This is a genomic window from Larkinella punicea (assembly GCF_003334855.1).
GTDB lineage: Bacteria > Bacteroidota > Bacteroidia > Cytophagales > Spirosomataceae > Larkinella > Larkinella punicea.
This window is the reverse complement of sequence record NZ_QOWE01000044.1, coordinates 1-24,995: the sequence shown is the minus strand read 5'-3', so window position 1 is coordinate 24,995 and position 24,995 is coordinate 1. Positions and strand designations below refer to the sequence as shown.

General features: G+C 53.3%; 25 protein-coding genes and 1 rRNA gene. 6 read left to right on the top strand and 20 right to left on the bottom strand.

Annotation, left to right across the window (positions count from 1 at the left end):
- The 4 genes from DUE52_RS31685 to DUE52_RS31665 form a co-directional block, all read right to left on the bottom strand.
- Positions 1–123 (bottom strand): 16S ribosomal RNA (locus tag DUE52_RS31685); the annotation flags it as partial.
- A 441-nt stretch (positions 124–564) separates the two neighbouring features.
- Positions 565–1,851, bottom strand: a complete 1,287-nt coding sequence (tyrS, locus tag DUE52_RS31675) for a tyrosine--tRNA ligase (RefSeq protein ID WP_114410161.1) — start codon at positions 1,849–1,851, stop codon at positions 565–567.
- A 110-nt stretch (positions 1,852–1,961) separates the two neighbouring features.
- Positions 1,962–3,167 (bottom strand): S-adenosylmethionine:tRNA ribosyltransferase-isomerase, encoded by a 1,206-nt coding sequence (locus DUE52_RS31670; protein ID WP_114410157.1) that lies wholly within the window; start codon positions 3,165–3,167, stop codon positions 1,962–1,964.
- A 1-nt stretch (position 3,168) separates the two neighbouring features.
- Positions 3,169–3,678: a hypothetical protein gene (locus tag DUE52_RS31665; protein WP_114410156.1), complete on the bottom strand. Its 510-nt coding sequence runs from the start codon at positions 3,676–3,678 to the stop codon at positions 3,169–3,171.
- A gap of 143 nt (positions 3,679–3,821) precedes the next feature.
- Here DUE52_RS31665 and DUE52_RS31660 point away from each other — a divergent pair, with 143 nt between their 5' ends.
- Both DUE52_RS31660 and DUE52_RS31655 read left to right on the top strand, forming a co-directional pair.
- Positions 3,822–4,373: a cob(I)yrinic acid a,c-diamide adenosyltransferase gene (locus DUE52_RS31660; protein ID WP_114410155.1), complete on the top strand. Its 552-nt coding sequence runs from the start codon at positions 3,822–3,824 to the stop codon at positions 4,371–4,373.
- 166 nt (positions 4,374–4,539) lie between these two features.
- Entirely contained in the window at positions 4,540–5,613 is a 1,074-nt protein-coding gene (locus DUE52_RS31655; protein WP_114410154.1) for a branched-chain amino acid aminotransferase, read from the top strand.
- Between the two features lie 63 nt (positions 5,614–5,676).
- Here DUE52_RS31655 and DUE52_RS31650 read toward each other — a convergent pair whose 3' ends face one another.
- From DUE52_RS31650 to DUE52_RS31620, 7 genes are all read right to left on the bottom strand, one after another.
- Positions 5,677–6,645, bottom strand: coding sequence for an SDR family NAD(P)-dependent oxidoreductase (locus tag DUE52_RS31650; protein ID WP_114410153.1), 969 nt, complete (start codon positions 6,643–6,645; stop codon positions 5,677–5,679).
- On the bottom strand, positions 6,642–7,517 hold the full coding sequence (locus DUE52_RS31645) for a lysylphosphatidylglycerol synthase transmembrane domain-containing protein (RefSeq protein ID WP_114410152.1): 876 nt from the start codon (positions 7,515–7,517) through the stop codon (positions 6,642–6,644). The genes DUE52_RS31650 and DUE52_RS31645 overlap by 4 nt, the downstream gene beginning before the upstream one ends.
- A 3-nt stretch (positions 7,518–7,520) precedes the next feature.
- Complete coding sequence (locus DUE52_RS31640; protein WP_114410151.1) at positions 7,521–8,465, bottom strand: glycosyltransferase family 2 protein; 945 nt, start codon at positions 8,463–8,465, stop codon at positions 7,521–7,523.
- Between the two features lie 48 nt (positions 8,466–8,513).
- On the bottom strand, positions 8,514–10,151 hold the full coding sequence (locus DUE52_RS31635; RefSeq protein ID WP_229312373.1) for an ArnT family glycosyltransferase: 1,638 nt from the start codon (positions 10,149–10,151) through the stop codon (positions 8,514–8,516).
- 111 nt (positions 10,152–10,262) lie between these two features.
- Positions 10,263–10,631, bottom strand: a complete 369-nt coding sequence (locus DUE52_RS31630; protein ID WP_133299997.1) for a hypothetical protein — start codon at positions 10,629–10,631, stop codon at positions 10,263–10,265.
- Between the two features lie 20 nt (positions 10,632–10,651).
- Complete coding sequence (locus tag DUE52_RS31625; RefSeq protein ID WP_114410149.1) at positions 10,652–11,125, bottom strand: hypothetical protein; 474 nt, start codon at positions 11,123–11,125, stop codon at positions 10,652–10,654.
- Positions 11,126–11,208: 83 nt separating this feature from the next.
- Positions 11,209–11,598, bottom strand: a complete 390-nt coding sequence (locus tag DUE52_RS31620; protein ID WP_114410148.1) for a VOC family protein — start codon at positions 11,596–11,598, stop codon at positions 11,209–11,211.
- A 178-nt stretch (positions 11,599–11,776) separates the two neighbouring features.
- Between DUE52_RS31620 and DUE52_RS31615 the strand changes: the two genes are divergently transcribed.
- Positions 11,777–12,784: a peptidase associated/transthyretin-like domain-containing protein gene (locus DUE52_RS31615; RefSeq protein WP_114410147.1), complete on the top strand. Its 1,008-nt coding sequence runs from the start codon at positions 11,777–11,779 to the stop codon at positions 12,782–12,784.
- 46 nt (positions 12,785–12,830) lie between these two features.
- On the opposite strand, the gene DUE52_RS31610 is transcribed toward DUE52_RS31615, so the two are convergent.
- The 7 genes from DUE52_RS31610 to DUE52_RS31580 form a co-directional block, all read right to left on the bottom strand.
- On the bottom strand, positions 12,831–14,309 hold the full coding sequence (locus DUE52_RS31610) for a carboxypeptidase regulatory-like domain-containing protein (protein ID WP_114410146.1): 1,479 nt from the start codon (positions 14,307–14,309) through the stop codon (positions 12,831–12,833).
- Between the two features lie 63 nt (positions 14,310–14,372).
- Positions 14,373–15,770 carry a CsgG/HfaB family protein gene (locus DUE52_RS31605; protein WP_114410145.1) on the bottom strand — a complete coding sequence of 466 codons (1,398 nt, stop codon included), beginning with the start codon at positions 15,768–15,770 and terminating at the stop codon, positions 14,373–14,375.
- Between the two features lie 109 nt (positions 15,771–15,879).
- On the bottom strand, positions 15,880–16,311 hold the full coding sequence (locus DUE52_RS31600) for a curli production assembly/transport component CsgF (protein WP_114410144.1): 432 nt from the start codon (positions 16,309–16,311) through the stop codon (positions 15,880–15,882).
- An 87-nt stretch (positions 16,312–16,398) separates the two neighbouring features.
- Positions 16,399–16,842: a hypothetical protein gene (locus DUE52_RS31595; protein ID WP_114410143.1), complete on the bottom strand. Its 444-nt coding sequence runs from the start codon at positions 16,840–16,842 to the stop codon at positions 16,399–16,401.
- A gap of 2 nt (positions 16,843–16,844) precedes the next feature.
- Positions 16,845–17,291 (bottom strand): hypothetical protein, encoded by a 447-nt coding sequence (locus DUE52_RS31590; protein ID WP_114410142.1) that lies wholly within the window; start codon positions 17,289–17,291, stop codon positions 16,845–16,847.
- A 68-nt stretch (positions 17,292–17,359) separates the two neighbouring features.
- Positions 17,360–18,418 (bottom strand): hypothetical protein, encoded by a 1,059-nt coding sequence (locus DUE52_RS31585; protein ID WP_114410141.1) that lies wholly within the window; start codon positions 18,416–18,418, stop codon positions 17,360–17,362.
- Between the two features lie 39 nt (positions 18,419–18,457).
- Entirely contained in the window at positions 18,458–21,256 is a 2,799-nt protein-coding gene (locus DUE52_RS31580; protein ID WP_114410140.1) for a metallophosphoesterase, read from the bottom strand.
- A 253-nt stretch (positions 21,257–21,509) separates the two neighbouring features.
- On the opposite strand from DUE52_RS31580, the gene DUE52_RS31575 reads away from it, so the two are divergent.
- From DUE52_RS31575 to DUE52_RS31565, 3 genes are read left to right on the top strand one after another with little or no spacing between them, the layout of a single operon-like run.
- Positions 21,510–22,193 carry an RNA polymerase sigma factor gene (locus DUE52_RS31575; protein ID WP_114410139.1) on the top strand — a complete coding sequence of 228 codons (684 nt, stop codon included), beginning with the start codon at positions 21,510–21,512 and terminating at the stop codon, positions 22,191–22,193.
- A gap of 1 nt (position 22,194) precedes the next feature.
- Positions 22,195–22,980: a tetratricopeptide repeat protein gene (locus tag DUE52_RS31570; protein ID WP_114410138.1), complete on the top strand. Its 786-nt coding sequence runs from the start codon at positions 22,195–22,197 to the stop codon at positions 22,978–22,980.
- Positions 22,977–23,831 carry a C1 family peptidase gene (locus DUE52_RS31565; protein ID WP_114410137.1) on the top strand — a complete coding sequence of 285 codons (855 nt, stop codon included), beginning with the start codon at positions 22,977–22,979 and terminating at the stop codon, positions 23,829–23,831. Before DUE52_RS31570 ends, DUE52_RS31565 begins: the two co-directional genes overlap by 4 nt.
- 16 nt (positions 23,832–23,847) lie before the next feature.
- Here the strand turns inward: DUE52_RS31565 and msrA are convergent, their stop codons facing one another.
- Positions 23,848–24,513, bottom strand: coding sequence for a peptide-methionine (S)-S-oxide reductase MsrA (gene msrA / locus DUE52_RS31560; RefSeq protein ID WP_114410159.1), 666 nt, complete (start codon positions 24,511–24,513; stop codon positions 23,848–23,850).
- Between the two features lie 180 nt (positions 24,514–24,693).
- Positions 24,694–24,995, bottom strand: a 302-nt coding sequence (locus tag DUE52_RS31555; protein WP_114410136.1) for a RagB/SusD family nutrient uptake outer membrane protein, incomplete at its 5' end; no start/stop codon positions are given.

The window sequence follows — 24,995 nt, the reverse complement described above, 5'->3', positions numbered from 1 at the left end:
GGTAGATTGTTTACGCGTTACGCACCCGTACGCCACTAATGCCCCGAAGGACATCCGTTCGACTTGCATGTATTAGGCCTGCCGCTAGCGTTCATCCTGAGCCAGGATCAAACTCTCCATTGTAAATAACTTAAACTAACATTTTACTGTTATGTCGTCGAATTGGTTGTTTTGGTACTTCTGTCCACTACGTCAAAGAACATATTTTCCACGTTTGGAAAACGGTGACTGAGAACCCGAAAACGAGCGTTTCAATCGGTAAGCTATTTTTTTCTACTCTTTCCCCGATTTGGGACTGCAAAGGTAAGAGAAGGTTTTGAAAAATCAAAATAAAAAAGAAAAAATAATTTTTAGCTGCTTTTTCTTTTTTAACCCCTAAGCCTTTGTCTATCAACTGCTTAGTTGCCCTTGCCCCGCGTCGTATCCCCGATTTGGGACTGCAAAGTACCGCATTATTTTAACCTTTGTCAAGACCTCTAACCAAAATAAATAGGTAACTTCTTTAAGCCCGGTAGTAGATCCTTCGTTCTCAAGAAGTTACCTATTTAAAATTTTTGAAAATAGTTAGATTCGCTGAATCAAATGGTTCTTTTTGCCTTTGGAAACGATCAAATACCGCTCCTGCAACCATTCCAGTTCGGACAAAACCGTGGTATCATTTATCTTCTGCTTGTTGATACTTACGGCATTTTGAGCCAGTGCCCGCCGGGCCTCGCCCTTGGAAGCGTAGATTTCGCCCTCTGTGGTAACCGACAAAAGCTCGATAATGTCCTTACAGGCTTCCCATTCGGCCTGGGTGACCTGCGTTTGTGGGACTCCTTCGAAGATTACAGCAAACTCATCCGCTTGAATCGTTCGCAAAGTGTCGATCGTGGCTTTACCATATAATACTTCCGACGCCTTTACGGCCAGATCATACCCGGTTTGGGAGTGAACCCGGATGGTGACGTCCTCGGCAATGGCTTTCTGCAAAATCCGCAAATGTGGCGCTTCGGCGTGCTGCCGTTCCAGTTCTTCGATTTCTTCGCGGGATAAGAGCGTAAAAACCCTGATTAGTCGCGGACAATCGGCATCGTTCGCATTGAGCCAGAACTGGTAGAACTGATAGGGCGACGTCATCGCGGGATCGAGCCAGACGTTGCCCCCCGCCGATTTCCCGAATTTGGTTCCATCAGCCTTGGTGATTAAGGGAGTCGTTAGCGCAAACGCATGGTATTCTTCGCGCCCTTCCTTGCGCCGGATCAACTCCGTGCCGGTGGTGATGTTTCCCCATTGATCGGAACCGCCCATCTGAAGCCGGACGCTTTTATTTTTGTAGAGCCAATAGAAATCGTAACCCTGCAACAACTGGTACGAAAACTCCGTGAAAGACAGACCGGTTTCCAGACGTTTTTTCACCGAATCTTTGGCAACCATATAATTGACCGTCAGGTGGGTTCCGGCCTCCCGCAGAAAATCGAGAAAAGAGATGCCCTTGAACCAGTCGTAGTTGTTGACCATTTCGGCCGAATTGGCACTGTTGTCGAACGTCAGAAACCGGGCAAGCTGCGCCCGAATCCCTTCCTGGTTGTGTCGCAGGGTTTCTTCGGACAGGAAATCGCGCTCGGTAGACCGCCCCGATGGGTCTCCGATCATCCCGGTAGCTCCCCCCACCAGCGCAAACGGCTTATGGCCCGCCCGCTGGAAATGCACCAGCAACATGATGGTGGCCAGATTCCCAATGTGCAAGGACGCGGCCGTGGGGTCAAAACCGATGTAACCGGCGGTGGATTCTTTGCGGAGTTGTTCTTCGGTGCCGGGCATCATATCCTGCAACATGCCCCGCCAGCGGAGTTCTTCAATAAAGTCAATCATAACCAATTGCGAATGAGCGAATGAGTAAATGAGCGAATAACCGCCTGATTGGCGTAATTCCTCTTTTCTCTTTTCAATTGAATAAATTCGGTTGCAAAGATATACGTTCAGGGTAAAAGCAGCGAGGAGTCGCCGTAACTTAAAAACCGGTAGTCATTTTCCAGAGCGGTGTTATATATGGTACGCCAGGCTTCACCGATAAAAGCCGCTACCAATAGAATCAGTGTGGAACCGGGTTGGTGGAAGTTGGTCACCAATCCATCGACCATCCGAAACCGATAGCCCGGAATACAATAAATCCCGGTATGACCGATGACCTGGCTGTGGCCTGTTTGCTGTAGATAATTCAAAACCGCCTGCAAGGCTTCGGATCTCGGCGGCAATTCATCTTCCGGAAACGAATAAGCGTAGTGCTGATCCAGGTGAAAGGGTTCCGCTTCCTTTTTTAATAACCGCACCCCAAACCAGTAGAGACTTTCGAGTGAGCGCATTGACGTGGTGCCGACGGCAATAACCGGCCCGTTCTGGTCCAGCAGGATTTCCAGGTTCTGACGGGAATACACCACCTGCTCGGTGTGCATTGCATGTTGCCGAACGTCCGTGGTTTTAATCGGCTGGAATGTACCGGCGCCGACGTGCAGCGTCAGGTAATCGGTTCGGATGCCTTTCTGGGCAAGTTGTTCGAAAACGTCCGGCGTAAAATGCAAACCCGCCGTTGGCGCGGCCACAGCTCCCTCGATTCGGGAGTAAACCGTCTGGTACGTTTGTTTGTCGGATTCGGTGACGTCGCGGTTCAGATACGGTGGCAATGGAATTTTGCCGGTTTCGTGCAGAATGGCGGCAAAAGATTCGTCGCCCGGCGTCCACTCAAACCGGATGTGCGATTGCTCAGGATCGTGCCACTGCGCCCGTACTACTATAGTATGGTTGCCAAACCGGATTTCCTTCGTCAGAATTTCGTCCGGTTTCCAGCGTTTCCGGTTGCCAATCATGCATTGCCAGACGCTTCCGTTTTTGTCCTGCATGGCTTCCGAAACCAGCCGATCAGCCGGCACCGGGTTGAGCAGAAACAATTCAATAACAGCACCGGTTGAACGTTGAAAATGCAGCCGGGCCGGAATGACTTTCGTATCGTTGAAAACCAGCAGGCTGTTTTGCGGTAGCAGATCCGGTAATTCAAAAAAAGACCGATGCGTGATTTTTCCCCGACGATATTCCAGCAATTTGGAACGGTCGCGTTGCGCTAACGGAAACCGGGCGATGCGTTCATTGGGAAGATCGTACTGAAAATCATTGAGTTGCAACGCCTTCATGCTAGTCTTCGGCAACGGGTTTCATCGCCAGGCGAATGGGCAGCGAAACAATCACGATCACAATGATGGCCGTGCAAACCGGCAGTAACCACTGGTGACCGCTCAGGCTGGTCGATCCCAGTTGCGTATTCAATTTGCCGAGCACATACAACGCCAGCGCCATCACCGTGTTGACGGCAGCCATCAGACAGTGGAACCAGTTGCGAAAAATCTCATTCAACTGGCTCCGGTGTTCGAGCCAAAGCTGTTGATTGGGAATGGGCAAAGCCGTACCGGAGGCTTTTGGAAAAAGTTTCGTGAGCGTGTTGATGAGCGTATTGTTGATCAGAAAAATGGCAACACAGCCGTAAAAGAGATAATCCCGATTGATAAACACATCCGGGCGGCTATCCGGTGTGAAACTCACGGCGACATTGGTTTCAAGGGAAACGTAGGTATAAATCAGGAGGGTGCCGAAGCCCACCAGGGAGGCCAGGCGCCACAAACGAATGGCAAAATTGCTAATTTTCATGAAGTTGATCGATTCGCCTGACTACAGGCTTTGGGCCGCAAAGGTACGGGCTGGGGAGGTGTGTTCCCAATCCCGGCTTCAAAGTTCTTTGCCGAACTCTGCGTTCCTTTGCTCATCTTTGCGGAACAGCATTTCGTTATTCCATGAAAATTTACACCAAAACCGGTGACCAGGGCCAGACCTCGCTGATTGGTGGCCGTCGGGTCAGCAAGGCACACCACCGGATCGATGCCTACGGAACGGTCGATGAACTGAATTCGGTAGTGGGCCTCGTGCGCGACCAGCCGGTGAATGAAAACCGGAAAGACCTGCTGAAAGAGATTCAGGACCGGCTCTTTACCATCGGCTCCGAGCTGGCCACCGATCCCGAAAAGACCATTAGAAAACCGCTGCCGGTTGTGCTGGATTCTGATGTTATCCTGCTCGAAAAAGCGATGGACGAGATGGATGCCGAATTGCCCGAACTCCGGGCGTTTGTGTTGCCGGGCGGCCATCAGTCGGTTTCGTTCTGTCACCTGGCCCGCACCGTTTGTCGACGCGCCGAGCGCCTGGTGATTGCGCTGAACGACGAAAAACCGGTCGACCCTCTGGTGATTCAGTACCTCAACCGGCTGTCGGATTATTTATTCGTTTTGAGCCGAAAAATGACGCAGGAACTCGGTGCGGAAGAGGTGGTCTGGAAGCCGCGCGTGTAGTCATACCGCCGTTTGTCAACGCAACCCGGCCTTCCGGTAAACCGCCAAAAAAATAATTAGCATAACAACTAATTTTTACTGGACACTTGCTGAAGTTTTCTATACATTTGCTGACTATCAACCCACTGACGACTTTTTTAGTTGATCAGATTTGCCACTTACTCTTATGACTACCGACTTAGTAAACATCGCGCTAAGGAAAGCAGGACGCTCCCGGATTGAGGAGGTCGACTTCAACAACCTGCCGTTTGGCAAGCATTTTTCGGACCACATGTTTGTGGCGGATTACGCCGACGGACAATGGCAAAACCTACAGGTGGTGCCGTTCGACGATTTCACGCTCAGCCCGGCCCTATCGTCCCTGCACTATGGTCAGTCGATTTTCGAAGGCATGAAAGCCTATAAGAATGAAGAGGGTGAAGTGCTGCTGTTCCGGCCTCAGGAAAACTGGAAACGCATGAACGAATCGGCCAAACGGATGTGCATGGCCACGATTCCGGAAGACGTGTTCATGGGTGGCCTGGAAGCCCTGCTGCGGGTCGATGCCGCGTGGGTTCCCAACACGGTCGACAGCTCGCTCTACATCCGGCCTTACATGTTCGGTACGGATACTTTTTTAGGCGTGGCACCGTCGAAAACCTACCGGTTTTGCATTTTCACCTGTCCGGTTGGTGCTTATTATACCAAGCCGCCCAAACTGAAAGTCGAAACGGAGTACATTCGTTCGGCGCCGGGGGGCGTTGGATACGCCAAATGTGCGGGCAACTATGCCGGATCGATGTATCCGACCCTGCTGGCGCAACAGGCTGGTTATGACCAGTTGATGTGGACGGATGCAACCGAGCACAAATACATCGAAGAATCCGGAACGATGAACATTATGTTCGTCATCGACGGCAAGCTGGTAACACCGGCGACTTCCGATTCGATTCTGAAAGGCGTTACCCGCGACAGCATCCTGAAAGTGGTAAAAAGCTGGGGAATTGAGGTCGAAGAACGGAAAGTTTCCATTCAGGAAGTGATCGACGGCATTGAAAACGGCAATCTGACCGAAGCATTTGGTGCCGGAACCGCCGTGGTGGTTTCGCCCTATTCGTTGATTGGCTACGAAGGCAAGGATTATATGTTGAGCGAAGTATCGAAAGAAAATTCGCTGGCCCACCGCATCTTTACCTACCTCAACGACCTGCGGACCGGCCGGAGTGAAGATACGTTTGGCTGGATGCACAAAGTGGTGTAACCACCCATAGCATACGGTCTTTGAAAAACCCCGGCTTCTGCAAAGGAGTCGGGGTTTTCTTTTTTACTTCATGACCAAATCCGCATCCTGCCTGGATCGAAACCAGTCTACGAACCGCTGGATTCCGTCTTCCACCCGAACCGAGGGATGATAATCAATGAGTTGCGTGGCTTTTCGGATGTCGGCATAGGTTTGCTGCACGTCGCCGGGTTGCATCGGCAGGCGGTTAATGAGAGCGGTTTGGCCCACCGCCTGTTCGATTACGCGAATCAGATTGGCCAACGAAATCGGATCGGCACCGCCGATGTTCAGCACTTCGTAGCCTTTCAGATTTTTCAGTGACTGGATGATGCCGCTGACAATATCATCGACGTAGGTGTAATCCCGGGCCGTTGAGCCGTCGCCGAAAACGTTGATGGCCTGCCCGTTCAGAATGCTTTCCGTAAACTGGCTGATGGCCATTTCGGGGCGCTGGAGCGGCCCATAGACCGTAAAAAACCGCAGGCAAAAAATATCGAAACTGTATAGATTGTGGAACGTATGGCACAGCAGCTCGGCCGCCCGCTTGGAGGCCGCATAAGGCGACAAAGGACGATCGGCTGAATCGGTTTCGGTGAAAGGAACCTGTGGTGAATCGCCGTAAACCGATGAAGATGAAGCGAATACCATTTTCGTTACGCCAAACCGCTGCATGGCCTGCAACAAGGTCAGCGTACCGTTCACGTTCACGTCATAATACAAGGCAGGATCCTGTACCGACGGCCGGACACCCGCCCGGGCGGCTAAATGGATCACCGCATCGAAAGCGTAGGTTTGAAATAAGGTATCCACCAGGTCCGAATCCCGGATGTCACCCTGGTGAAAGTGGTACGCTGGAATGCTCAACGTTTGCTGAACATTTTTCCATTTGATATCAGGGGCATAATAGCTATCCAGGTTATCCAGACAGATAACCTGATGGCCTTCCTCCAGGAGTTGTTTGGCTAAATTCGAACCAATAAACCCCGCCCCGCCCGTCAGTAAGATGGTCATGAACTCAGATCCTTTGTTAAGGTAGATGATTGAAAACTGTACACAACGCCCGCCAGCGATACCACCGCCGTGATCAGGTAAAACAACAAACTGACCGAAACCGCGGCATCGGCAGGCACATCGAGGGCCTCCGCACCCAGCAAAAACGTCAGTTCACGCGCCCCGGCCCCGCCAATTGTGAACGGAATGGTGGCGACAATGGACGAAACCAGAAATAATAAGACGTAGGCTTCCGGTTTCCCCTGGGCATCGACCGCCTGTAACAAGGTCAGAATCTGCACCATCTGAAGCCCCTGAACCAGACCGGACCAATCCACCGAGCGTTCGAAAGCCGGCGCAAACTGCGGCATGAATTGCTTCAAAAGCCGTTTGGCCGCAAAATGGGCCACCGGAATTCCGAGCAACCACAACCAGCCGATCTGAAATCCCAGCCACAGAGACACTTCCGGAACCAGCACCACAAAAACCGCCAGCGCATATAAAAGTGGCAAAAGACCAATCAGCCGGTCTACCAGGGTGGCGCCTATTAGTACTTTAACCGATGTTCCGGTCAGACGGTTCAACAGATACACCTTGTAGCCGTCTCCACCGATACCGCCCGGCAAAAAAAGATTGTAATACATGCCAAGCCAGTACAATTTCAGGTTGGGTAACCGGCGCAACCGCAGTCCCACCTGCGCAAACAACACCCGCAAACGCTCGGCGGAGGCCACTTTCGACAGAATAAACAGCACCGTTGCCACCGCCAGCCAACCCACCTGCGCCCGTGAGATGACGTCCCAGACCCGTTCCGGTTCGATCTTGCGGAAAACCAGCCACAACGACAAGGCCGACAAGGCAATTTTCAGGGCCGTTTTCAGGTATGTTGGCATCCGTCAAACCAGGGCTGTTTTATAAATCCGCCGGATTTTATACGGCTTTTTGTCCTGTGATTCGTAGTACGTCCGCATTTGCAGTTCGGTCATGATCCCAAACGTTATCAACTGAATGCCGGCCAACACCAGAATGGTGCCCAGAATCAGGAGCGGACGGCCCCAGATGTCGTTCCCCATCAGCTTCAGAATGAGCAGATAACCGTTGACAAGCAGCCCCACCATCAGTGAAATCAGTCCCCAGTTGCCGAAAAGGTGCATCGGTTTGCGGAGGTATTTTTTCATGAACAGCATCAGAATCAAATCGCTGACCACTTTCAGCGTCCGACCAAGACCGTATTTCGATTGACCGATCCGGCGCGGGTGGTGTTGCACATCGGTTTGCGTCATTCGTGCGCCTTCGAGCCGCGCCAATACGGGAATAAACCGGTGCAGTTCTCCGTAGAGACCCAGGTTTTTTGCCAGATCGGACCGGAACACTTTGAGGGCACAACCGTAGTCTTTCAGGTGGACGCCCGACGTTTGCCGGATGATCCAGTTGGCGATGCGGCTCGGCAGCTTGCGCAGCAAGGCCCCATCCTGCCGGTTGGCCCGAATACCGGCCACCAGGTCATAGTCGCCTTCTTCGGCCAGCCTCACCATCATCGGAATGTCGGCGGGATCGTTTTGCAAATCGCCGTCCATCGTAATGATGTATTGGCCCCGCGCCACATCGATGCCGGCCGCTAAAGCCAGACTCTGCCCGTAATTGGTTTGCAAATCAACCACCACCAGACGGTCGTTGTGAACGGCTTTCAGTTCGGCCAGCGTTCGGTCGGAAGAGCCATCGTTGACGTAAACGATTTCAAAATCATAGCCAATCAACGCCCGCTCGACCTGATCGATCATCGGAAAAATATTCCCTTCTTCATTGTAGACACAGATTACGACGGAAAGGTACGGTTGCATACAAATTTATTTTCGGAGGAAAGCTCCGGTACGAAAAATCGGAACGGACTAAAACCGGACCAATTTGGCCGGATGTCTGTCAAACAAGTTAAATTCGGAAAGAGTTTGGTACGACTCCCGGCCTAAACTGACCGAATCGGCGATGTAAAGCGTGTTGGGAAGCTTCTGGTTGGTTTTCCGCAGAATTTCACCCCGCACGACCTCGATGTGAAAGCTGTTTACGTCGGTCTGCCCGTCGCTGCCGATGGTCTGTTTATAACCGTATAAGTCTTTGCCGAGCGACTGCCGGGCGATGCGTTCCGACGAATCTTTATACTCCTGACGGTGGGCCAGCCGGGGCGGAATCACCAGCCAGTTGAACCCGTTCCGAAACATCGCCAGAAAGGCAATCAGGATAATCAGCCGGTGTTCAGGTTGCCGGATGTAGTGGTAAACGATGAACGCCAGCACCCCAAACAGCACACTGCACTTCCACCATAAACCCGGTATGGTTTTCGTATCGGGATGAAAAAAAGGCACCCAGGCCCCGATGGTGACCACGATCAGCACAAAACCCATAAAGTTTTCCCAGCCCCGGCGTCGCCAGTCGGTTGGGTCGGTTCGTTCGTAATAGACATAGGCAAAAACCGTGAAAAGCAGGGGCAGCAGCATGAGCAGATACCGGGCGTATACCTGCGGGGAAGACCAGTAAATCACAAAGTTTACCAGAAAAACGATGGCGTTGAACAGAATAAACGGTTGTCCGGTAATCAGCGGTTTTTCACCCGGTTGACTTTCGGGGGAGGTTTGCCGGAACCGTTTGAAAACCCCTTTCCGAAACAGCAGAACCACCAGCAACATCCAGGGCGCGTAATGATAGAGCATCTCGAACGGAAAGGTCAGCATGTGGAGCAACGTCTCCTTGATGCCGAATTTCACCACCGTTCGCTTGGCACTTTCGTCGAACAAAACCGACACGATCTTATCCGGAGCAATCGCATTGCGGTCGAAATACGCCAGATAGTAACTGCCGACGATCAGCAGAAAAAGGCCGATTCCGGCAAAATGCGCCGGGCTGAACAACTTCCGGAATTGCTTGGTATACAGAAAATAAGCCCCCAACGTCAGTCCCTGAAAAACAAGCGACGGCAGCCCTTTCATCATAAAACCCAGGGCCGTAATCAGGTAGGTGGTCAGAAACAAGGCCCAGTAGTTTCGTTTCCGGTCGAAATGATACACCAGAATGAAAGCCGTGTAGGTTAGCCACGAGAACGTGATATCGATCAGACCCAACATGGAATCATACAATAAAATCCGGGTATTGGTCACGAGCATCAACGCGGCTGCAAAGGCAATCCGGGAGCCGAGGTGTTTTTTGACGAGTAAGTAAATCGTCAGGCCATACAGCAACAGCGACACCACCATCGGGAAGCGTAAGGCAAACGACGAGTAATTGCCGAAGAGGTGGAAAGAGGCCGCAATCAGCCAGTTGTAGAGGGGCGGTTTGTTAAAATACAATTCGCCGTTCAGTGTCGGCGTGAGGTAATCGCCCGATAAAATCATCTCCAGCGCCACCAGCGCCCGGCGGGGTTCGTCCGTTCCCGTATCCAGTGGCAGGTAGCCGAGGTACGAAAAGAGAGCAGGAATCAGCAACACTACCGTGAGCCATTGCCAGAAAACCGGTCGCTGGTAAAGAGGACTTTGCATTTCGCAAAGGTAGGGCGGATTTGGAATTTGCCGACACCAGCCAGCGGGAATAATAACCGGCCAACAAAAAAGCCCACGAGACGTGGGCTTTAAAAAATGCAAATCAGTTGATTAAGAATGGCCTACCTGCTCCTGTTCCGGCGCGTCGGTATCGCGATTCCAGTCGGCACCCGGAACCCGGTCTTTGTTCCAGGTTGTGCCAGCCAGATCGCCGTCTTCGTCACGACTCAACGCTTGATCCGACACTTCGGCCGGGTTGGGGTTCGCATCGTTCCGAACCGGATTCGGTTCACTATCGATGGGCATAATATCCTCAATTTCAACATCATTGGATTGATGTGATTCCGATGGCAATTCCACATCGGGCCGATCCATTTTTGATAAATGGCTCAGTTCGGGTGGCACACCCATGGTGTTGCCCATGCGTTGAGCGGCATATGATTCTGTACTTTCTTTCCGTGCTTTGCTTGAAAGGCTCATAACGTTGTTGAGTTAATGGGTTAATACACTGGTTTGTGATCTGTCGATGTGCCGGTATGCGCCACATCCTCCTCTTTCTTCTCCTGATCGCGGGCACTTTTCGTTTGCTCCGATCCCGCATTCTTATCCGCTTTATCCTGTTCTTTTGCTTTTTTCTGGGCCTTGGGAGTCGGTACCTCCTCCGCCGAGGCATAATCGTCGGGACCGGAAGTGGTCACCTCCACCGTCGATGTGTTGGTCTTAAAACCGGCGATGTTCTGCTGGCCTTCTTCCGTTACGTCGTCTTTGGGGTTGTTGTCGTCCTGGTCGTTGAAACGCAACAGTCCGTTTGCACTGTCCATATCCGTACTGCCCATAAACCGGTCATTGCGACCGTCTTCGCCCCCGCGAACCGCCACGCCATCCTGTCCATTGGCCGAGTTTTCCTGGCCCGACCGGTTGCGGTTGTCTTTCGCGGCAATGTCTTCTTCGTTGATATCTTTATCCTTCTCCATACCGTTGAATCGTTGGTTGTAAAGACCACGATTCTATAACAACGAAGCCCGGAAAAGGTTATGAAAACCGGCCGGAAACTCGCTTAAGCGGGACCGATCAAATCCCACAAATTCCCGTATAAATCCTCAAAAACCGCCACCGTTCCGTACGCTTCCTTTGCCGGATCCCGCACAAATACGACTTGGTTATCAACCAGTTGTTTGTAGTCCCGCCAGAAATCGTCGGTGTACATAAACAGGAAAACCCGGCCACCGGTCTGGTTACCAATCCGGCTTTTTTGTAATTCATTGGCGGCTTTTGCCAGCAACAACCGGCAACCGGTCGAACCCGCCGGGGCCACCACGACCCAGCGTTTGGACGCCGACAAAACCGTGTCTTCGATGAGCGTGAAGTTTAATTTTTGGGTGTAAAAATGAATGGCTTCGTCGTAATCATCGACGACCAGTGCGAGCTGCGTTATTTCCTGTTTCATGAGTTGATTGGTCTTTCGCGATCAAGTTGCAAACATCTCTCCTTTTACCGGCAAAACCGTCCTTTACCCTTCCATTTCTGCGTTTCAGATAATCAGAATGTGGCTTGACATAAGTGGAGTGAGTCACGCGGGTGCCTGAATGTAGCTTTGCGGTTTCAACAGTAAACAAATCCGCTACATGAATTTCAAAGTATTTTGCATGGCGGCCCTGCTCCTGGCGGGCTGCTCGAAAGACCCGGCCGACGTGGAGGGGGGCGGGGGCGAAACGACGGACTGGGGAGACCAGCCCGCCTTGCCGGTGGTGAATGGCGAAGCTGCTTTTACGCTCAATGCCGCCGACGATTACGTGAATGTGATGGGAACGACCAACCCCCGCTTACCGAACTTTCCAGCACTAAAAGTTAAACCGGGGATTGTGCGGGGCTACGTGGCCGATTTGAGTGGAAAACCGCTGGAAGGTGCCTACATCGGCGTGCGCTCAACGGCGGTGGGCGGATCGTATTCCGGGGCTTCCGACGAAACCGACGCCAATGGGTATTACGAAATTACCATTCCCTGGGGTGCCACCGATTTTTATGCCGCCGGGTACACCATCGACTATGGCGAGGGAAGAGCCGTCATGAGTTTGCACGCGGCCGATGGTAAACTCGGGAGCTTCCCCTCCGTGGATGGCTTGGTGAAGAATTTCGTTCTGCTCTCCTACGGCGTTTACAACAAAGACCTGGTCAGCCAGAAACCCCGGGATCAGACCAATTATGCGGGTGGATGTCTGTATATTTCCTACAATGTTGGGGACCCTACGAGCATCTTCGATCCACCGAACTACCTGCCCGAAAACTCCGAAATTCAGGTAACCCTCACCCCCGACGGACCGGGTCTCTACGGCACCAACAAGAAATTTGTGATCAACAAAAAAATAAGCTTTCAGAACTCCAGCGTTCTCATTATGAACGTTCCAGTAGGTCGCTACACCCTGAGTGCCAAAATGAAAGATGGAACCTCCCTCCTGATGAAAGCCGTGGGTCGCTACTCAGGAATTTATCCCTACTTTGGGTTGATTCCGGCCGAAGCGACCGGGTCGGCCAAACTGCTGTTTACGCCGGAATCGCAGTCCGGCAATTCGATGACGATGGCCAACCGGGGGAACTGGGGCGCGATTTCGATTAAAGTAGACCGCCCCCAATAACCGGCCCCTGATTCAGACAAAGGCGTTTTGAAATGCTGTACCGGCCTCACCGCCAGTACAGCATTTCCGCCGAGTCGATCAGTAACGTCCGGCTTTTTCCATCTGTATCGATGGCCATGACCTTGCCTTCGCCGGTTCCGGTATTGTCGGTTGAGGTGAACACCACTTTGGCTCCGTTGGGCGAGAACCGCGGTTCCAGGTCATTGGTTCCGGCGGTTTTCCCGGTGATCGACGACAAATCCACAATTCCCTTCGTTTTGACGTCCATCGTGTAAATCCGGGCGTCGAGCTGGCGACCCTGCTCATCCTGAAAACCGCTTTTGTCCAGGCTGTACAGTATTTTGAGTCCGTCGACGGAAAAAACCGGGCTGCTCATTCGGTTGCTCTTCGTCGTCAAAACCGTCGTCGTGTCTTTCCCTTCCGGCGACATCAGCAGAATGCGGTTGTCGTACACACTGCCGGTCGAAGTAGTGCGAACCGCGATCCGTTTGGTAGCCGACGTCCAGGCGCATCCCGCAAAAAACCGCCCGGTGGGTGCTTGATACACCATTCGCAAACCCGTGCCGTCGGTGCGTACGGCGTACAGTCTGTCGTTTGACGGGTAGAGCAATTCCGTCCCATCCGGCGACCAGCAGAACGACAGATCAAGCGGCATCAGTCCCCGAACCGGCACGCTCGTCACCCGACGCAAATTACTGCCATCGCGGTTCATCAGATACAGGTGGACGTCGGTTTCGGCATTCGACAGAAAGGCGATTTGCAAGCGGCTAGGGCTAAAAATAGGTCGCCAGTTGTTGCCGGTACTAGTAAGTTGAATGGCTTCCCCGGTTTCGTTGGAGGTAAAGAGCTGGTACCGGTTTTCGACCCGCCGGACGTAGACGTACGAAAAGCTCGGAAACGCGTGGGTGTTGAACGACCAAACCGCCCCATTAACCGTATTGAAACCGTCCCGCACAATCACCTGCCAGGCATACGCCGTTCCGTACGCCAACCCGGTCAGCACCAGCGAATCCGCTTTGATGCCGGTGAATTTCTGACTCAGTACCCCGCCTTTCAGGAGGTTGATTTCGTAGGTCAATCCATCGTTTTCCGGGTCGGTGGCTTTCCATTTGAGCGTCACCGACGATTTTTGCCAGACGTTACCGCTGTCGGGGCTCACCCAGGCTGGTGCCGACGGGGCCTTGTTCGGGCCTTCAAAAAGCATGATCGTCACTTCGGTCCGAACGTTGGGCGTGGCCTCCACCGTCGTTACTTCTTCCCGATACCCGGTTTTTGACGCCTGAACCGAATACCGGCCCACCGCCACCTGATCGAATTGGAACAGGCCGCTCGAATCGGTTTCCGCCGTTCGGCCCGACGGACTCAGTCGAACCAAAACCTGGCCCGCGAGTTTTCCGTTGGTGTTGTATTTCACCCGGCCATAAATGGAGCCCTGTTGGGTTGGCTCGACCAGCGTTTCTTCGTTGCATCCCCAGAGGCTACCCAGCAACAGGGCGAACAAGCTACAAAAACTAAAGCGTTTCATCGGAAGAAAAGAGTAGAAAGTGAGGGTGTACAGTTGATGCGGTGTAGCGAAACCGGCCGAAATTTACCGATGGGTGGGGCGGTTCAGGTAAAACGTGAGGCCGATGGAGCCGCGCAGGTAATAATCGTAGTAGCGGCCCGAGCGGGTTTCGTCCAGTTCGTCGGTTAGGGGTTGCTGGTAGTCCAGCGTGGTTCGTAGTCCGACGGTTTTGCTAAATGCGTATTCGACGCCAACGCCCCCATTCAGCAGAGCATATCGTTTTCCGTGGAGGGTGAAGGGCGATGCTTCCGTCCGGGACAAAACCAGGCCTGCACCGGCGTATAGCAAAGGCGTAACCTTCCGAAACGGCAAAGCCCGGTAGATGAGATTGCCCTGGAGCGTCGTGAGCCGACACGTAATGGCCGGGTTGTTGGCGAGGGTTCCAAGGCTCCCATTCATCTGAAAACCCAGGTATTTGTTCAGGTACAGGTCGGCAGCCACCCCAAATCCGGTTTGAATACCGCTGGTGGCAAAATCCCCCTTGTACCGCCAGACCGACCCGTAGGGATGAAACGTCACCATCGACGGTTCGGCGGTATTGCGGGCGCCGTAGACATCGGTTTCGCTCATCGTGGTTTTTTCGTGGTCATAATCCGCCAGCATTTTCTCCGTTTTCTCCACCGCTTTTTCATCCACCGCCCACAGATTGTCGCGAATGCCTTCCAGCACCAGCGATTGCACGGCTTTTTCGACAGCTTCGGTCACCGCCATCTGCGACGGTTCGTTGGTGGCATACCCGGTTTCGGCTTCCAGCAACCGCTTGAAACTCACGTACCGGAACAGCCCGCCGTCGACGGCCTGTGACAGAATGGTTTTGGAGGTGTAGACGGTTTTCAGGATTTTCCCGGATTTGGTGGCTACCGCCCGCAGATACACCGTGACACGATCCTGCCGGTATTGGCCCGAACCGCCCGCTCCGAAAAACCGCAGCCCCGCCCCGCCCGTAATCGTGTTGGCATCGTACGACACAATACCGCCTTCCAGAATAATCCCGGCAAACAACAGGGGCGGCAGATTGTCGGCTTCGTTTTTGTACTGCGCCATTCCCGACCGGATGATTTTACGCTCATTAATCAGATTGCTGATGTTTTCGCGTTCGATGGGCACAAACCAGCCACTTTCTTCCAGCGCTTTCAACAGGATGTTGGTGGTTCCCTGCGAAACCGCCGTCGACCAGTTGGCCCCGGTTTCCGACGGTTTGTATTGCCCGGTCTGGTCCCGGAATTTGTAGACGGCAGCCACGATTTTTTCCCGGGGCGTGGGCAATTGGCGGAGTTCTGCCGTGATGGTCGTTTCTTCGCCCAACCGAGCCGACTGCGTTTTGGTGGGCTGGTTCAGGTAGGCGCTGCACCCGGTCAGGAGTTGGAAGGCTGCCAGAACGACCAGTGCCATTCCTGCCTGTATACGTATGAATCGGAACATGGTGATAAGGATTGAAGGGTTGATGTCTGATTTTCAGCTTTTGATGCCCCTAAATCCCCTAAAGGACGGTCGGCCGCTGCCGGACTTTGGCATCCGAGATTCAGGGGCATTAGAAGTAGGGAACGGTGATGTTACTTTCACCGCCTTTGCCGTCGTTGACCCGAATGTTGACGCCATCGGCCGAATTGGAGATCACCACCTGCATGTCGCCAAATTGAAACGTGCCTTCTTTCAGACCTTCTTCGCCAAATTGTTTTTCGATTAAATCGCGGGTGATGCGGCTCATCAGTTGCCGTTGCAGTGATTCGGTCATTTCATCGACCGGTGAGCGTTTGAAGGAAGCCGCTCCGCCGACGGTTTTGGTAGCGGCAGGATCTTTGAATTGATCCTGGGCCTGGGCCGAGCTGAGCAGCCATTGGTAATTGAAGGTGTTTCCGCCGAACGCGGGGTTCTTGGGCTGATACGTAAGCGACTGAGCCTGAACCGATTTTGCACTGATGAAGCACAGCAACAGGGAGCAGATGACAACTAGCTTTTTCATATACAATTCAGAATGTGGTGCATTTCTGATTGTATATCAGCGGGAAGTACGAAAGGTTAACAGCCGAAAAGGAGAAAATAAGAGTTTCTACAACCCGCGGGGCCGAATAGCGGCAACCGCCTGGGCGGCATCGATTTCGAGCAGGTCATACCGCGCCTGCACGAATTGCTGCCAAACCGGCTGGTCGTCGATACTGATTTGAATCAGATGACCCGAACCGGGCGAGGGAATTTCTTCAATGGTAATGATCACCTCATCGGCAGGAATCGCGGGAGAAACCGGGCGGCCCGGCAACGAATCGGCAACCGTCGGCTGGCCCGACCAGTTTTTATAAAACAGATCATAAAAATCTTTGCCCACTTTGGTTCTCGAATTGTCCAGAATCAGGGTGGTGCTTTCGGAATCATCCATCGCGGTTTCCACCAGTTCTCCGGTTAAGTCAACCTGTTCGATGTCCGGTTCCTGCGAAAAACCCGCCAGGGGAAGCCAAAGCAGCATGAGTAGTGTCGAAAGTCGGAGGGCGTTTTTCATGGTTAAAAGCCGTTTCTTAGGATGAGTTGACTACCGCCGGTTTGCTCAATCCGCATCGGAACACCCGCAGCCGTGGCGCTTCCCTCCCGGATCAACTGGTTGTTGTTTCCCCGCTGCAACACCTCGAGCAGACCGCCATCCTGTTGAACAGCCCCCCACTGCAAGCGGTTTTGATTTCCCTTTTGCGCGATGGAATACTGGTTATCGTTCCCTGACAAGTCCAGATCCAGACTGTTTTGAGCCCCCAGTTGCTGCACCCGAACCCGGTTGTTGTTACCTGTTTCCCGGTATTGCAGGTCGTTTAATTGACCCGTCTGGATCAGAATCAGTTCCTGAGAGCCCCGGCTATCGGTGGTCTTCTCCGCCAGCGGCTGGTTGAAAAACACCTCCGACTGAGCCGAAACCCCGAGCGAAAAACCGCTAAACAGAACGAAAAGAAGCCATTTCATGGGATTTAAAGCGTTAGGTTGTGAAGATAAAGAACCAGCCCGAAATCGCTTCCGGGCTGGTTCAGCCCTTAATTTTGAGGCCCCTGCATAATCGTAGCCGTATTGTTGCTGCCAAACTGGCCGAAGCGTACCATATTGCCATCACCGGTCTGTGTCAGCGTCAGCGAATTGCCATTGCCTCCCTGAATCGCTCCGGCTCCGTTATAGGGGCGGGGTGCCGATTCCAGACCGGTAAGCGTATTGCCATTGCCTTCCTGCAGAATCGTGGCCGTGTTGGACGACCCGTTTTGCAGCAGATCCAGCGCGTTATTGCTGCCCGTCTGCGTGATCCCGGCCAGATTCTGACTCCCGTAGGCCTGCTCGACCGCAGCGTGGTTGTCGTCGCCAGTTTGCGCGATGTCGATCTGGTTGAAATTACCGCCTACGATGGAGGCCCGGCCTACGTTCCCGTTTCCGGTTTGGGTCACCGAGGCCCGGTTGTTGTTCCCGAACATGGCCTGGACGCTACCCTCGTTGCCATCGCCGACCTGCGCCACACTAATTTCATTGTTCGACCCCTGCCCCCAATTGACGACTGCCCAGGCAAAGTTATTATTGCCCGTTTGGGTCGCTGTCGTCCGGTTATTCGTCCCCTGATACCCCATCGAGAAGGCATAGCCCTCATTGTTGTTGCCGGTTTGGGTCACCGAAGACTGGTTGTGGCCACTGCCATCGAAATCACCGGCCCCGCCCACGTTGTTGTTGCCGACCTGCGTGATGATGGCTTCATTCTGCGACCCGGCGCCATAAGCATCCCTGAGATTGTAGAGAAACACCTGATTCCCGTTCCCCGTTGTCGAAATAGTCCCCTGGTTGCTGTTGCCCGTCTGGTTGAAATCGACCTGATTTTGATCCCCATTAACAGAAATAGATCCGGCATTGCTGGTTCCCTGTTGATTGATGGAACCGTAGTTCGGGACGCCATTCCCGTTGCCGTTCTGGCTGACTGACAAACTGTTCCCGTTTCCCTGTTGGGTAATCGGTGCGTTATTGCCATCGCCCGTCTGGCTGACCGACAACGAGTTGGATTGAGCGAATGCGGCACTGGCGGCAATGATGGTAGCGAAGGAAAGAATGAGCTTTTTCATGGTTTTTTAAAGGGTAAAAGTGAAGTAAAAAGAAACGTTTTATTGCTTGATGATCCGAATCGGTTTTGGTTTCCCGGCCTCTCCCTGGCTGATCAGCAGGTACATGCCGGGAGCCAGCGGAGAGAGATCAATTTCCTGAAGAAAACCGGCCTGGGTTACTTCGCGGACGGTTTTTCCCTGCAAATCGGTCAGGGTGTACGACTGGAATGGTAGCGCAGGATGGAGAAACACCTTGCCCGTCGTCGGATTCGGATACAGGGTTACCGGTTTTACCTCGGCCGACGGAGGGGGCGAAACCGCAGCACTGGAAGCCTCCCGATTAGACGATGTGGTAACAGCCCCGCAGGTAGTTCCCATCAGTTCCAGATTGAAAGACATGTCCGAACTGCCCGCATTGAACTGGTGAACTTCGGCCGTGATGACATTTTCGCCATTCACAAACGCCGTTTTGGGTAAGCTCACCGTCTGCCAGATCGCTTCTTCCCCATCTCCCAAGCCGGCCAAAGCCGTCGTCTTCGATGTAATGGTTCCGGTGGGCATGTTATTCCGAAGCACCTCATTTCCATTGACATACACCACCACGCCATCGTCCCGCAACACCCGCATATCAAACCCGTTGTACACCGATGCGTCGGATAGGGTGATCTTTTTGCGGAAATACGTTGTGATGTATTTGTTGGTGGCACTGGGACCGTAGCTGACAAAGTTGGGGGCCGTGGGAGACGTCGGATCGCCCACTTCGCCGTAGCTCAGCCGGGTCGTGCCCTGCTTCCAGGAAGCATCGTTGTACGACGCGGTGCGCCAGGCGGTTCCCGGATCGGTACCATTATCGAGGTATTTCCAGGTGGCTCCACTCGCAATCAGCGTCTGGGAGGGCTGCGTATCCTTGATGATCGTAAATTGATCCCGAACCTGACCGTCTTCTGCAATGAATTTGGCGTCGAGCCGTTTGCCTTCCACTTCCAGATACATCGACCCGCCCACGGTTTCGATGGCCGTTTGCATGGCGTTGTGGGGCCAGCCTTCCCGGGTCGTCGAACCCGGATCAATGCCCGCACCACTCGCCCCGCAAACGACGTAAACGATGCCTTCATTGACCGGAGCCGTTGAACTTTTGTAGTAATAACAGGAGTTGGGCGACCCGTCATACCGTCCGCTCGACTGGCCGTTGTTGAGGGCCGGGGCGTTGTGAAGCTCCGGATTGAACTCCGTTTCGGTGCCGGTATAGTTGCGAACCAGCCGCGACCGTTCGTAGACGTGGCTGTGGCCGTTCAGAACCAGATCGACCTTATACTGATCCAGAACCGGCAAAAGCCGCTGGCGGATGTCTCTCAGTTCATTGGCCAGATTGGCCGGTGAGTCCGAATCGTGCGAGCCTTTCGTATACGGCGGGTGATGCCAGAAAACAATGGTCCATTGAATGGCGGGATTGTTCTTGATCGCTTCCAGATCCTTTTTCAGCCAGATCATCTGCGGACCGTTGGCCCCAAAAATGGTCGTTCCCTGCCCCGCTTCATACCCGAAGGAATCCAGGCTGATGATGTGAATATTCCCGTAATTGAACGAATAGTATTCCTCTTTCCCGGAAGCCACCCCGCCCGCTTCCGCATTTTTGAAATGCGACATCACATCGAAATAGGCGATGCGGTGGTCGGTACGCTCGGTTTTCGTCAGGTTGTTGTTGGCATAATCGTGGTTACCGGGCGTGGCATACGCCGGCGTCTGCTTGATGATTCGATCATTCTTATACACATCGAACAGGTTTTTCTGGTATTCCGTATCCAGACCGCCCGGATAGGCATTGTCGCCCAGCCAGAACCACAAATCGACGTAATTGCTGCCCACATGGTTCATGAACGCATCCCGCACCTTGAGCTGCCGCTGGGTGCCTTCCCCAAAATCGCCCATCGCCCAGATGCGGGTTTTCTTGGCGGTTCCGGTGGTGGGAGCGGTAAAGAAGAAGTTGTCCGCCGTGCCCTGCAAAACCAGCGTTGGCGTTTCGGCCGCACCCACGGAGTAATAATATTTGGTATTGGGCGTCAGATTGGTCAGACTGACACTGTGGTCGGTAGCCTGGGCCGCTTCGTAGGTAACCTGGGTCAGACTGCTCGGCGAAGAGCCGTAGCGCACCATCCCCATTGAGGAGGAACTCGTCCGCCAGCGCAGGGTCATCCCGGTCGGCGTTCCCATTTGCAGGTACGGCCCCCGCACCAGTTGGGTGGGCGTCGTGGTTCCCCCAATTCCGACTAGTTCCAGGTTGAAAGCCATGTCCGAGCTGCCCGCGCTGAACTGGTGGACTTCGACGGCGAGGGTATTTTCTCCGTTGTTTAAAATGGTTTTTGGAAGGGTCACTTTTTTCCAGATTGTCTCTTCGCCATCGCCCAGGCTGGTGGATGCCGTGGTTTTCGACGTGATGGTGCCCGCAGGCATGTTGTCACGCATGACCTCCGCCCCGTTGAAGTACACCACGATGCCATCGTCGCGCAACACCCGAAGCTCATAGCCATCCGGATACTGCGCCACATCGACCATAATTTTCTTGCGGAAATAGGTGGTGATGTACTTGTTGGTAGCACTCGGACCGTAGCTGACAAAATTGGGTGCCGTGGGCGACGTAGGATCGCCAATTTCACCATAACTCAGGCGGGTAACGCCCTGCTTCCAGGTACCGTCGCTGTAGCAAATCGAACGCCAGTCGGTTCCCTGGTCGCTGCCATTGTCAAGATACTTCCAGGTGGCTCCCTGGGCAACCAGCGTTAGCGAGCTTTGCGCCTTCACCCGGTTTTCCGTGGAGAAAAGCAGAAAAAGCCCGGTCAGGAGTAGTAAGTACGTTTTCATACAGTCAGTTTTTAGAATTCAGATCAATTTTCTGACTGTATATCATCGAAGCGGTCGCGAGGTTAACAGGCGTTTTGAGAATAATTTGATCCGGGTTTCTGATAACCTCAACCCGGTCGCGCAGATACTTTACTGACAAAAGGATAAAACTCTAAATAGCCCTGAATCGCTGAGATAAATCCAACTATTTCATTGATTTTGCAAGGATTTTGATTACCTATGTCAACCCGGTGAGGACGTAAGCCCGGTTTTTATGGCAACTGATTTGGATATTCCCTGTGCACGCTTCGATCAGGAAAATCTGGCGTTTTATCAGGCACTACTGGCCGACCAGACCCAGGCCTGGGAGTGTTTGTATATCCGCTCCTACCGGGTTTTCATTCCGTATGCCAGTCAACGGAGTTCCATTTCGACGGAAGATGCGCTGGATATTTTACAGGACGGGTTGGCCGAATTTGCCTTGAAATTAAAAAATGGGAAGTACGTTTTTCAGGGAAAAGCCGTAACCGCCTACGTCTTCACCGTATGCCGGAACCGCTGGGTTAACTTCCTGAAAAAGAACCGGATTCGGAAGCAGGATGCCAGCACAGAAGCCGTTGCGGAGGAGGACGAGTTCGTTTGGAATGAACCCAATCCGTTTCTTTCTACATACCTTGAAAATTCGGGAGACGACCTCCCGGAGCATGAAAACCGGGAGAACCCGGCGGAGCGGGATGGCCTTTGGGAAGATAGTGAAACCGATTGGGAAGCCGTCGGACGGGCGTTTGCGGAAGTCGGCGAAGACTGCCGGGCGATGTTGCATTGCTTCTACGTCGAAGAAAAATCACTGGGCGAATGCGGAGCCCGCATCGGATTGCAGGAAAACTCCGCCAAAGTCAAGCGGTTCCGGTGTGCGCAGCGCATGAAAGCTTTGTATACGCAGTATAAAAGAGAGTAACATGGAGTTATCGGAAGAAGTACTCGAACAGATTGGCGCTTACCTGTCCGACCGCATGACACCCGCCGAGAAAGCGGGTTTCGAAAACCGGATGCGAAACGACGAATCGCTCCGGCAGGAAGTAGCTACACAACGCGAAATCAAGCAGGGATTGTCCTTTCTGGCTCAAAAACAACGCTTCAAAACGTTGCATTCGGATCTGGAAAAGCGGGGTTTATTAAAAGATGAGGCCCTGAAGACGGAGACGGATGAATCGCAGCCCGTAGAAACCCCCATCATTGCGCTACCCACCGGCCGGACTGAACTCCGCACGAACTGGTCTTATTTTTCGGCGGCCGCATCGGTGCTTCTTCTGGCGGGTCTGAGCTGGGCGTTGTTCCAGAACTGGTCGGATAAACAGGCGTTGATGGCTCAGAATGAAAAGTCATTCGAGATCTATTTCTCTCCGGTTCCCAAACCGCAGCCCGTCATACCGATCGATCCGGATCGGGTGGCCGCGCCCCTGGAGTCGGCCCAAACCCGCTCCGATTCCGTCCGGCTCACCGAGGCCATTGATGCCTTAAAACAAAGTGACACCCGGCTGGCCATCAGCCAACTGACATCGATTAGTCAGGGGAAACCCGGCCACTGGAGTGCCTCCGCCCACTGGTATCTGGCACTGGCCTATCTGAAAGCCCAACAACGGGAAGAAGCCCGGAAAGTGGCCCAGCAACTGGCCGATCAAAATGGCCACCCCTATCAGGAAGAAGCGCGTGAACTGATCGAACATATTCAACAAAACCCATGAAAACCCGGTGGTTACACGGTTTTTGGGGCCTGTTGCTAGCCCTTCCGGCTGCGGCTCAAACGGAGATCAATCCGGGGCTGCTGCTCGATGATGCGGTGTATGAAACGGCTCCGTATCAGGAAATTGTCACCAAAAAGAAGTTGCCAGTCCGGGTTTCCTACGAAGCCTATTGCCCGTCGGTGCAGGCCCAGGGTAGCTACGGCACCTGCGTCGGGTTTGCCTGCGGCTACTACCTCCGCACCATCCTGATGGCCAGGTCGAAGCAAATTACCAACAAAACCGCCCTGGATCAACTCGCTTTTTCGCCCTCTTACCTCTACGAAAAGGCCAAGTCGGAGCGGGATTATGCCTGTTCGGAAGGAATCTACCTGTCGAAAGCCTTCGACATCCTGAAAAGTGTCGGTGTGGTACCTTTCAAAAACTTCCCGTATCCGGCCTGCGGACAGAAAACCGAAGCCGTCGATGCCGTCGCGGCCCGGTTTCGAATCGAGGGGTACGAGCGGCTTTTTGATGTTCAGGAAACGGATGAGAAGAAAACTTACCGGCTGAAAAAAGCACTGATCGATGATGGCCCGGTGGTTATCGGCATGGTGGTTCCACCATCCTTCCTCTTTGCCGGGAAAGTCTGGAAACCCGCCCCCGGTGACGACCCGGCCAACAAGCGGCTCCGTGGTCACGCCCTGTGCATCATTGGCTACGACGACACCTTGCACGGCGGGGCTTTCCGGGTCGTAAACAGTTTTGGAAAAGGCTGGGCCGACCGGGGATTCTGCTGGATCAGTTACCGGGATCTGGTTCGTTTCACCCGGTATGGCTACAAAATCAATCCGCCAAAACCAGCGGTACTGTAGAACCGTTTCAGTCCAATCAGGAAGTCGTGTATTTGCCTTCTTTCTTCAGCTTGCCCGGCATCGCTTTCCGCATTTTCTCCACTTTGGGCAGCGACACATTTCGGATATAGGGCTGATTGGGATGTAGTTTGCAATAATTCTGGTGGTAGGCTTCGGCGGGATAAAAGACCGAAAACGGCACCACCTCCGTCACCACTTTATTGGAATAGTGCTTCGATTCGTTAACCCGCTGAATGGCTTCTTCAATGGCTTTTTTCTCGGTCGGGTTCCGGTAAAACGCAACGGATCGGTAATCGCGTCCCACATCGGGCCCCTGGCGGTTGAGGGTTGTGGGATCGTGGCTGGCAAAAAACGCAGTGAGCAAATCGCGGTAACTAATGATGTTGGGGTCGTAATACACCTGCACGGTTTCGGCATGACCTGTTTCGTCGGTCCCCACCTGTTCGTAAGTCGGATTTTTCAGGTTCCCACCCGAATAGCCCGAGATCACTTCCCGCACGCCCTTCAATTGGTCGAAGGCTTCTTCCTGCGCCCAGAAACAACCGCCGGCAAAAGTAGCCACGGCTTCGCCAGGTTGAAGGGCTGGCAATTTGGCAAAATTCGGGGTAGTACCCAGGAGCTGTGCCTGAGAACAAACCGTCCAGAGACAGAAGAATACACTAAAAAACAGGCTGTTTTTCATGATCAGAATTCGATTAAAAGGATTCACCGTTACGGTTTTACCCCGGTCAATGAACAACGCAAACCGGCATTGGTTTGTTGCTTTTTAAGGTTCAACCGCACAAACTTGGCCTTTCCTGAAAACAAAAACTCCCCGACCGGCCTGGCCAGTCGGGGAGTCTGCAAAAAATCATTCAGGAAATTAGTTCGGATACCCCGGATTCTGTGGTTTCAGGTTCGGGTTGTTCAACATCTCCTGCTTGCCCAGCGGCAACAGCAAATGCTTCTCCTGCAACGCCTGGTTCGAACTCGGGTTCACGTGACCCACGAAGTTGTCGAATCCGTTCGTCTTGTCGTTGTACACTTTCCGCAAACGTACCATGTCGAACCACGTGATCTGCTCGTAAGCCAGTTCGTGCCACCGCTCCCGCCAAACCGCTTCCCGGAACGTCGCTTGTGTGTAGGTCCCCAGAGCAGGGGTCGTCAGCTTGGCCCGGTCCCGAA

What these genes read in the sequence shown, in the direction of transcription:
- DUE52_RS31595 (WP_114410143.1), bottom strand. Translation starts at nt 16,842, where the DNA reads ATGAAAAACGCCCTCCGACTTTCGACACTACTCATGCTGCTTTGGCTT.
- DUE52_RS31635 (WP_229312373.1), bottom strand. Translation starts at nt 10,151, where the DNA reads ATGCAAAGTCCTCTTTACCAGCGACCGGTTTTCTGGCAATGGCTCACG.
- DUE52_RS31600 (WP_114410144.1), bottom strand. Translation starts at nt 16,311, where the DNA reads ATGAAAAAGCTAGTTGTCATCTGCTCCCTGTTGCTGTGCTTCATCAGT.
- DUE52_RS31610 (WP_114410146.1), bottom strand. Translation starts at nt 14,309, where the DNA reads ATGAAACGCTTTAGTTTTTGTAGCTTGTTCGCCCTGTTGCTGGGTAGC.
- DUE52_RS31565 (WP_114410137.1), top strand. Translation starts at nt 22,977, where the DNA reads ATGAAAACCCGGTGGTTACACGGTTTTTGGGGCCTGTTGCTAGCCCTT.
- DUE52_RS31585 (WP_114410141.1), bottom strand. Translation starts at nt 18,418, where the DNA reads ATGAAAAAGCTCATTCTTTCCTTCGCTACCATCATTGCCGCCAGTGCC.
- DUE52_RS31650 (WP_114410153.1), bottom strand. Translation starts at nt 6,645, where the DNA reads ATGACCATCTTACTGACGGGCGGGGCGGGGTTTATTGGTTCGAATTTA.
- DUE52_RS31615 (WP_114410147.1), top strand. Translation starts at nt 11,777, where the DNA reads ATGAATTTCAAAGTATTTTGCATGGCGGCCCTGCTCCTGGCGGGCTGC.
- DUE52_RS31620 (WP_114410148.1), bottom strand. Translation starts at nt 11,598, where the DNA reads ATGAAACAGGAAATAACGCAGCTCGCACTGGTCGTCGATGATTACGAC.
- DUE52_RS31670 (WP_114410157.1), bottom strand. Translation starts at nt 3,167, where the DNA reads ATGAAGGCGTTGCAACTCAATGATTTTCAGTACGATCTTCCCAATGAA.
- DUE52_RS31570 (WP_114410138.1), top strand. Translation starts at nt 22,195, where the DNA reads ATGGAGTTATCGGAAGAAGTACTCGAACAGATTGGCGCTTACCTGTCC.
- DUE52_RS31630 (WP_133299997.1), bottom strand. Translation starts at nt 10,631, where the DNA reads ATGAGCCTTTCAAGCAAAGCACGGAAAGAAAGTACAGAATCATATGCC.
- DUE52_RS31625 (WP_114410149.1), bottom strand. Translation starts at nt 11,125, where the DNA reads ATGGAGAAGGATAAAGATATCAACGAAGAAGACATTGCCGCGAAAGAC.
- DUE52_RS31575 (WP_114410139.1), top strand. Translation starts at nt 21,510, where the DNA reads ATGGCAACTGATTTGGATATTCCCTGTGCACGCTTCGATCAGGAAAAT.
- DUE52_RS31605 (WP_114410145.1), bottom strand. Translation starts at nt 15,770, where the DNA reads ATGTTCCGATTCATACGTATACAGGCAGGAATGGCACTGGTCGTTCTG.
- DUE52_RS31580 (WP_114410140.1), bottom strand. Translation starts at nt 21,256, where the DNA reads ATGAAAACGTACTTACTACTCCTGACCGGGCTTTTTCTGCTTTTCTCC.
- DUE52_RS31660 (WP_114410155.1), top strand. Translation starts at nt 3,822, where the DNA reads ATGAAAATTTACACCAAAACCGGTGACCAGGGCCAGACCTCGCTGATT.
- DUE52_RS31645 (WP_114410152.1), bottom strand. Translation starts at nt 7,517, where the DNA reads ATGCCAACATACCTGAAAACGGCCCTGAAAATTGCCTTGTCGGCCTTG.
- msrA (WP_114410159.1), bottom strand. Translation starts at nt 24,513, where the DNA reads ATGAAAAACAGCCTGTTTTTTAGTGTATTCTTCTGTCTCTGGACGGTT.
- DUE52_RS31590 (WP_114410142.1), bottom strand. Translation starts at nt 17,291, where the DNA reads ATGAAATGGCTTCTTTTCGTTCTGTTTAGCGGTTTTTCGCTCGGGGTT.
- DUE52_RS31640 (WP_114410151.1), bottom strand. Translation starts at nt 8,465, where the DNA reads ATGCAACCGTACCTTTCCGTCGTAATCTGTGTCTACAATGAAGAAGGG.
- DUE52_RS31665 (WP_114410156.1), bottom strand. Translation starts at nt 3,678, where the DNA reads ATGAAAATTAGCAATTTTGCCATTCGTTTGTGGCGCCTGGCCTCCCTG.
- DUE52_RS31655 (WP_114410154.1), top strand. Translation starts at nt 4,540, where the DNA reads ATGACTACCGACTTAGTAAACATCGCGCTAAGGAAAGCAGGACGCTCC.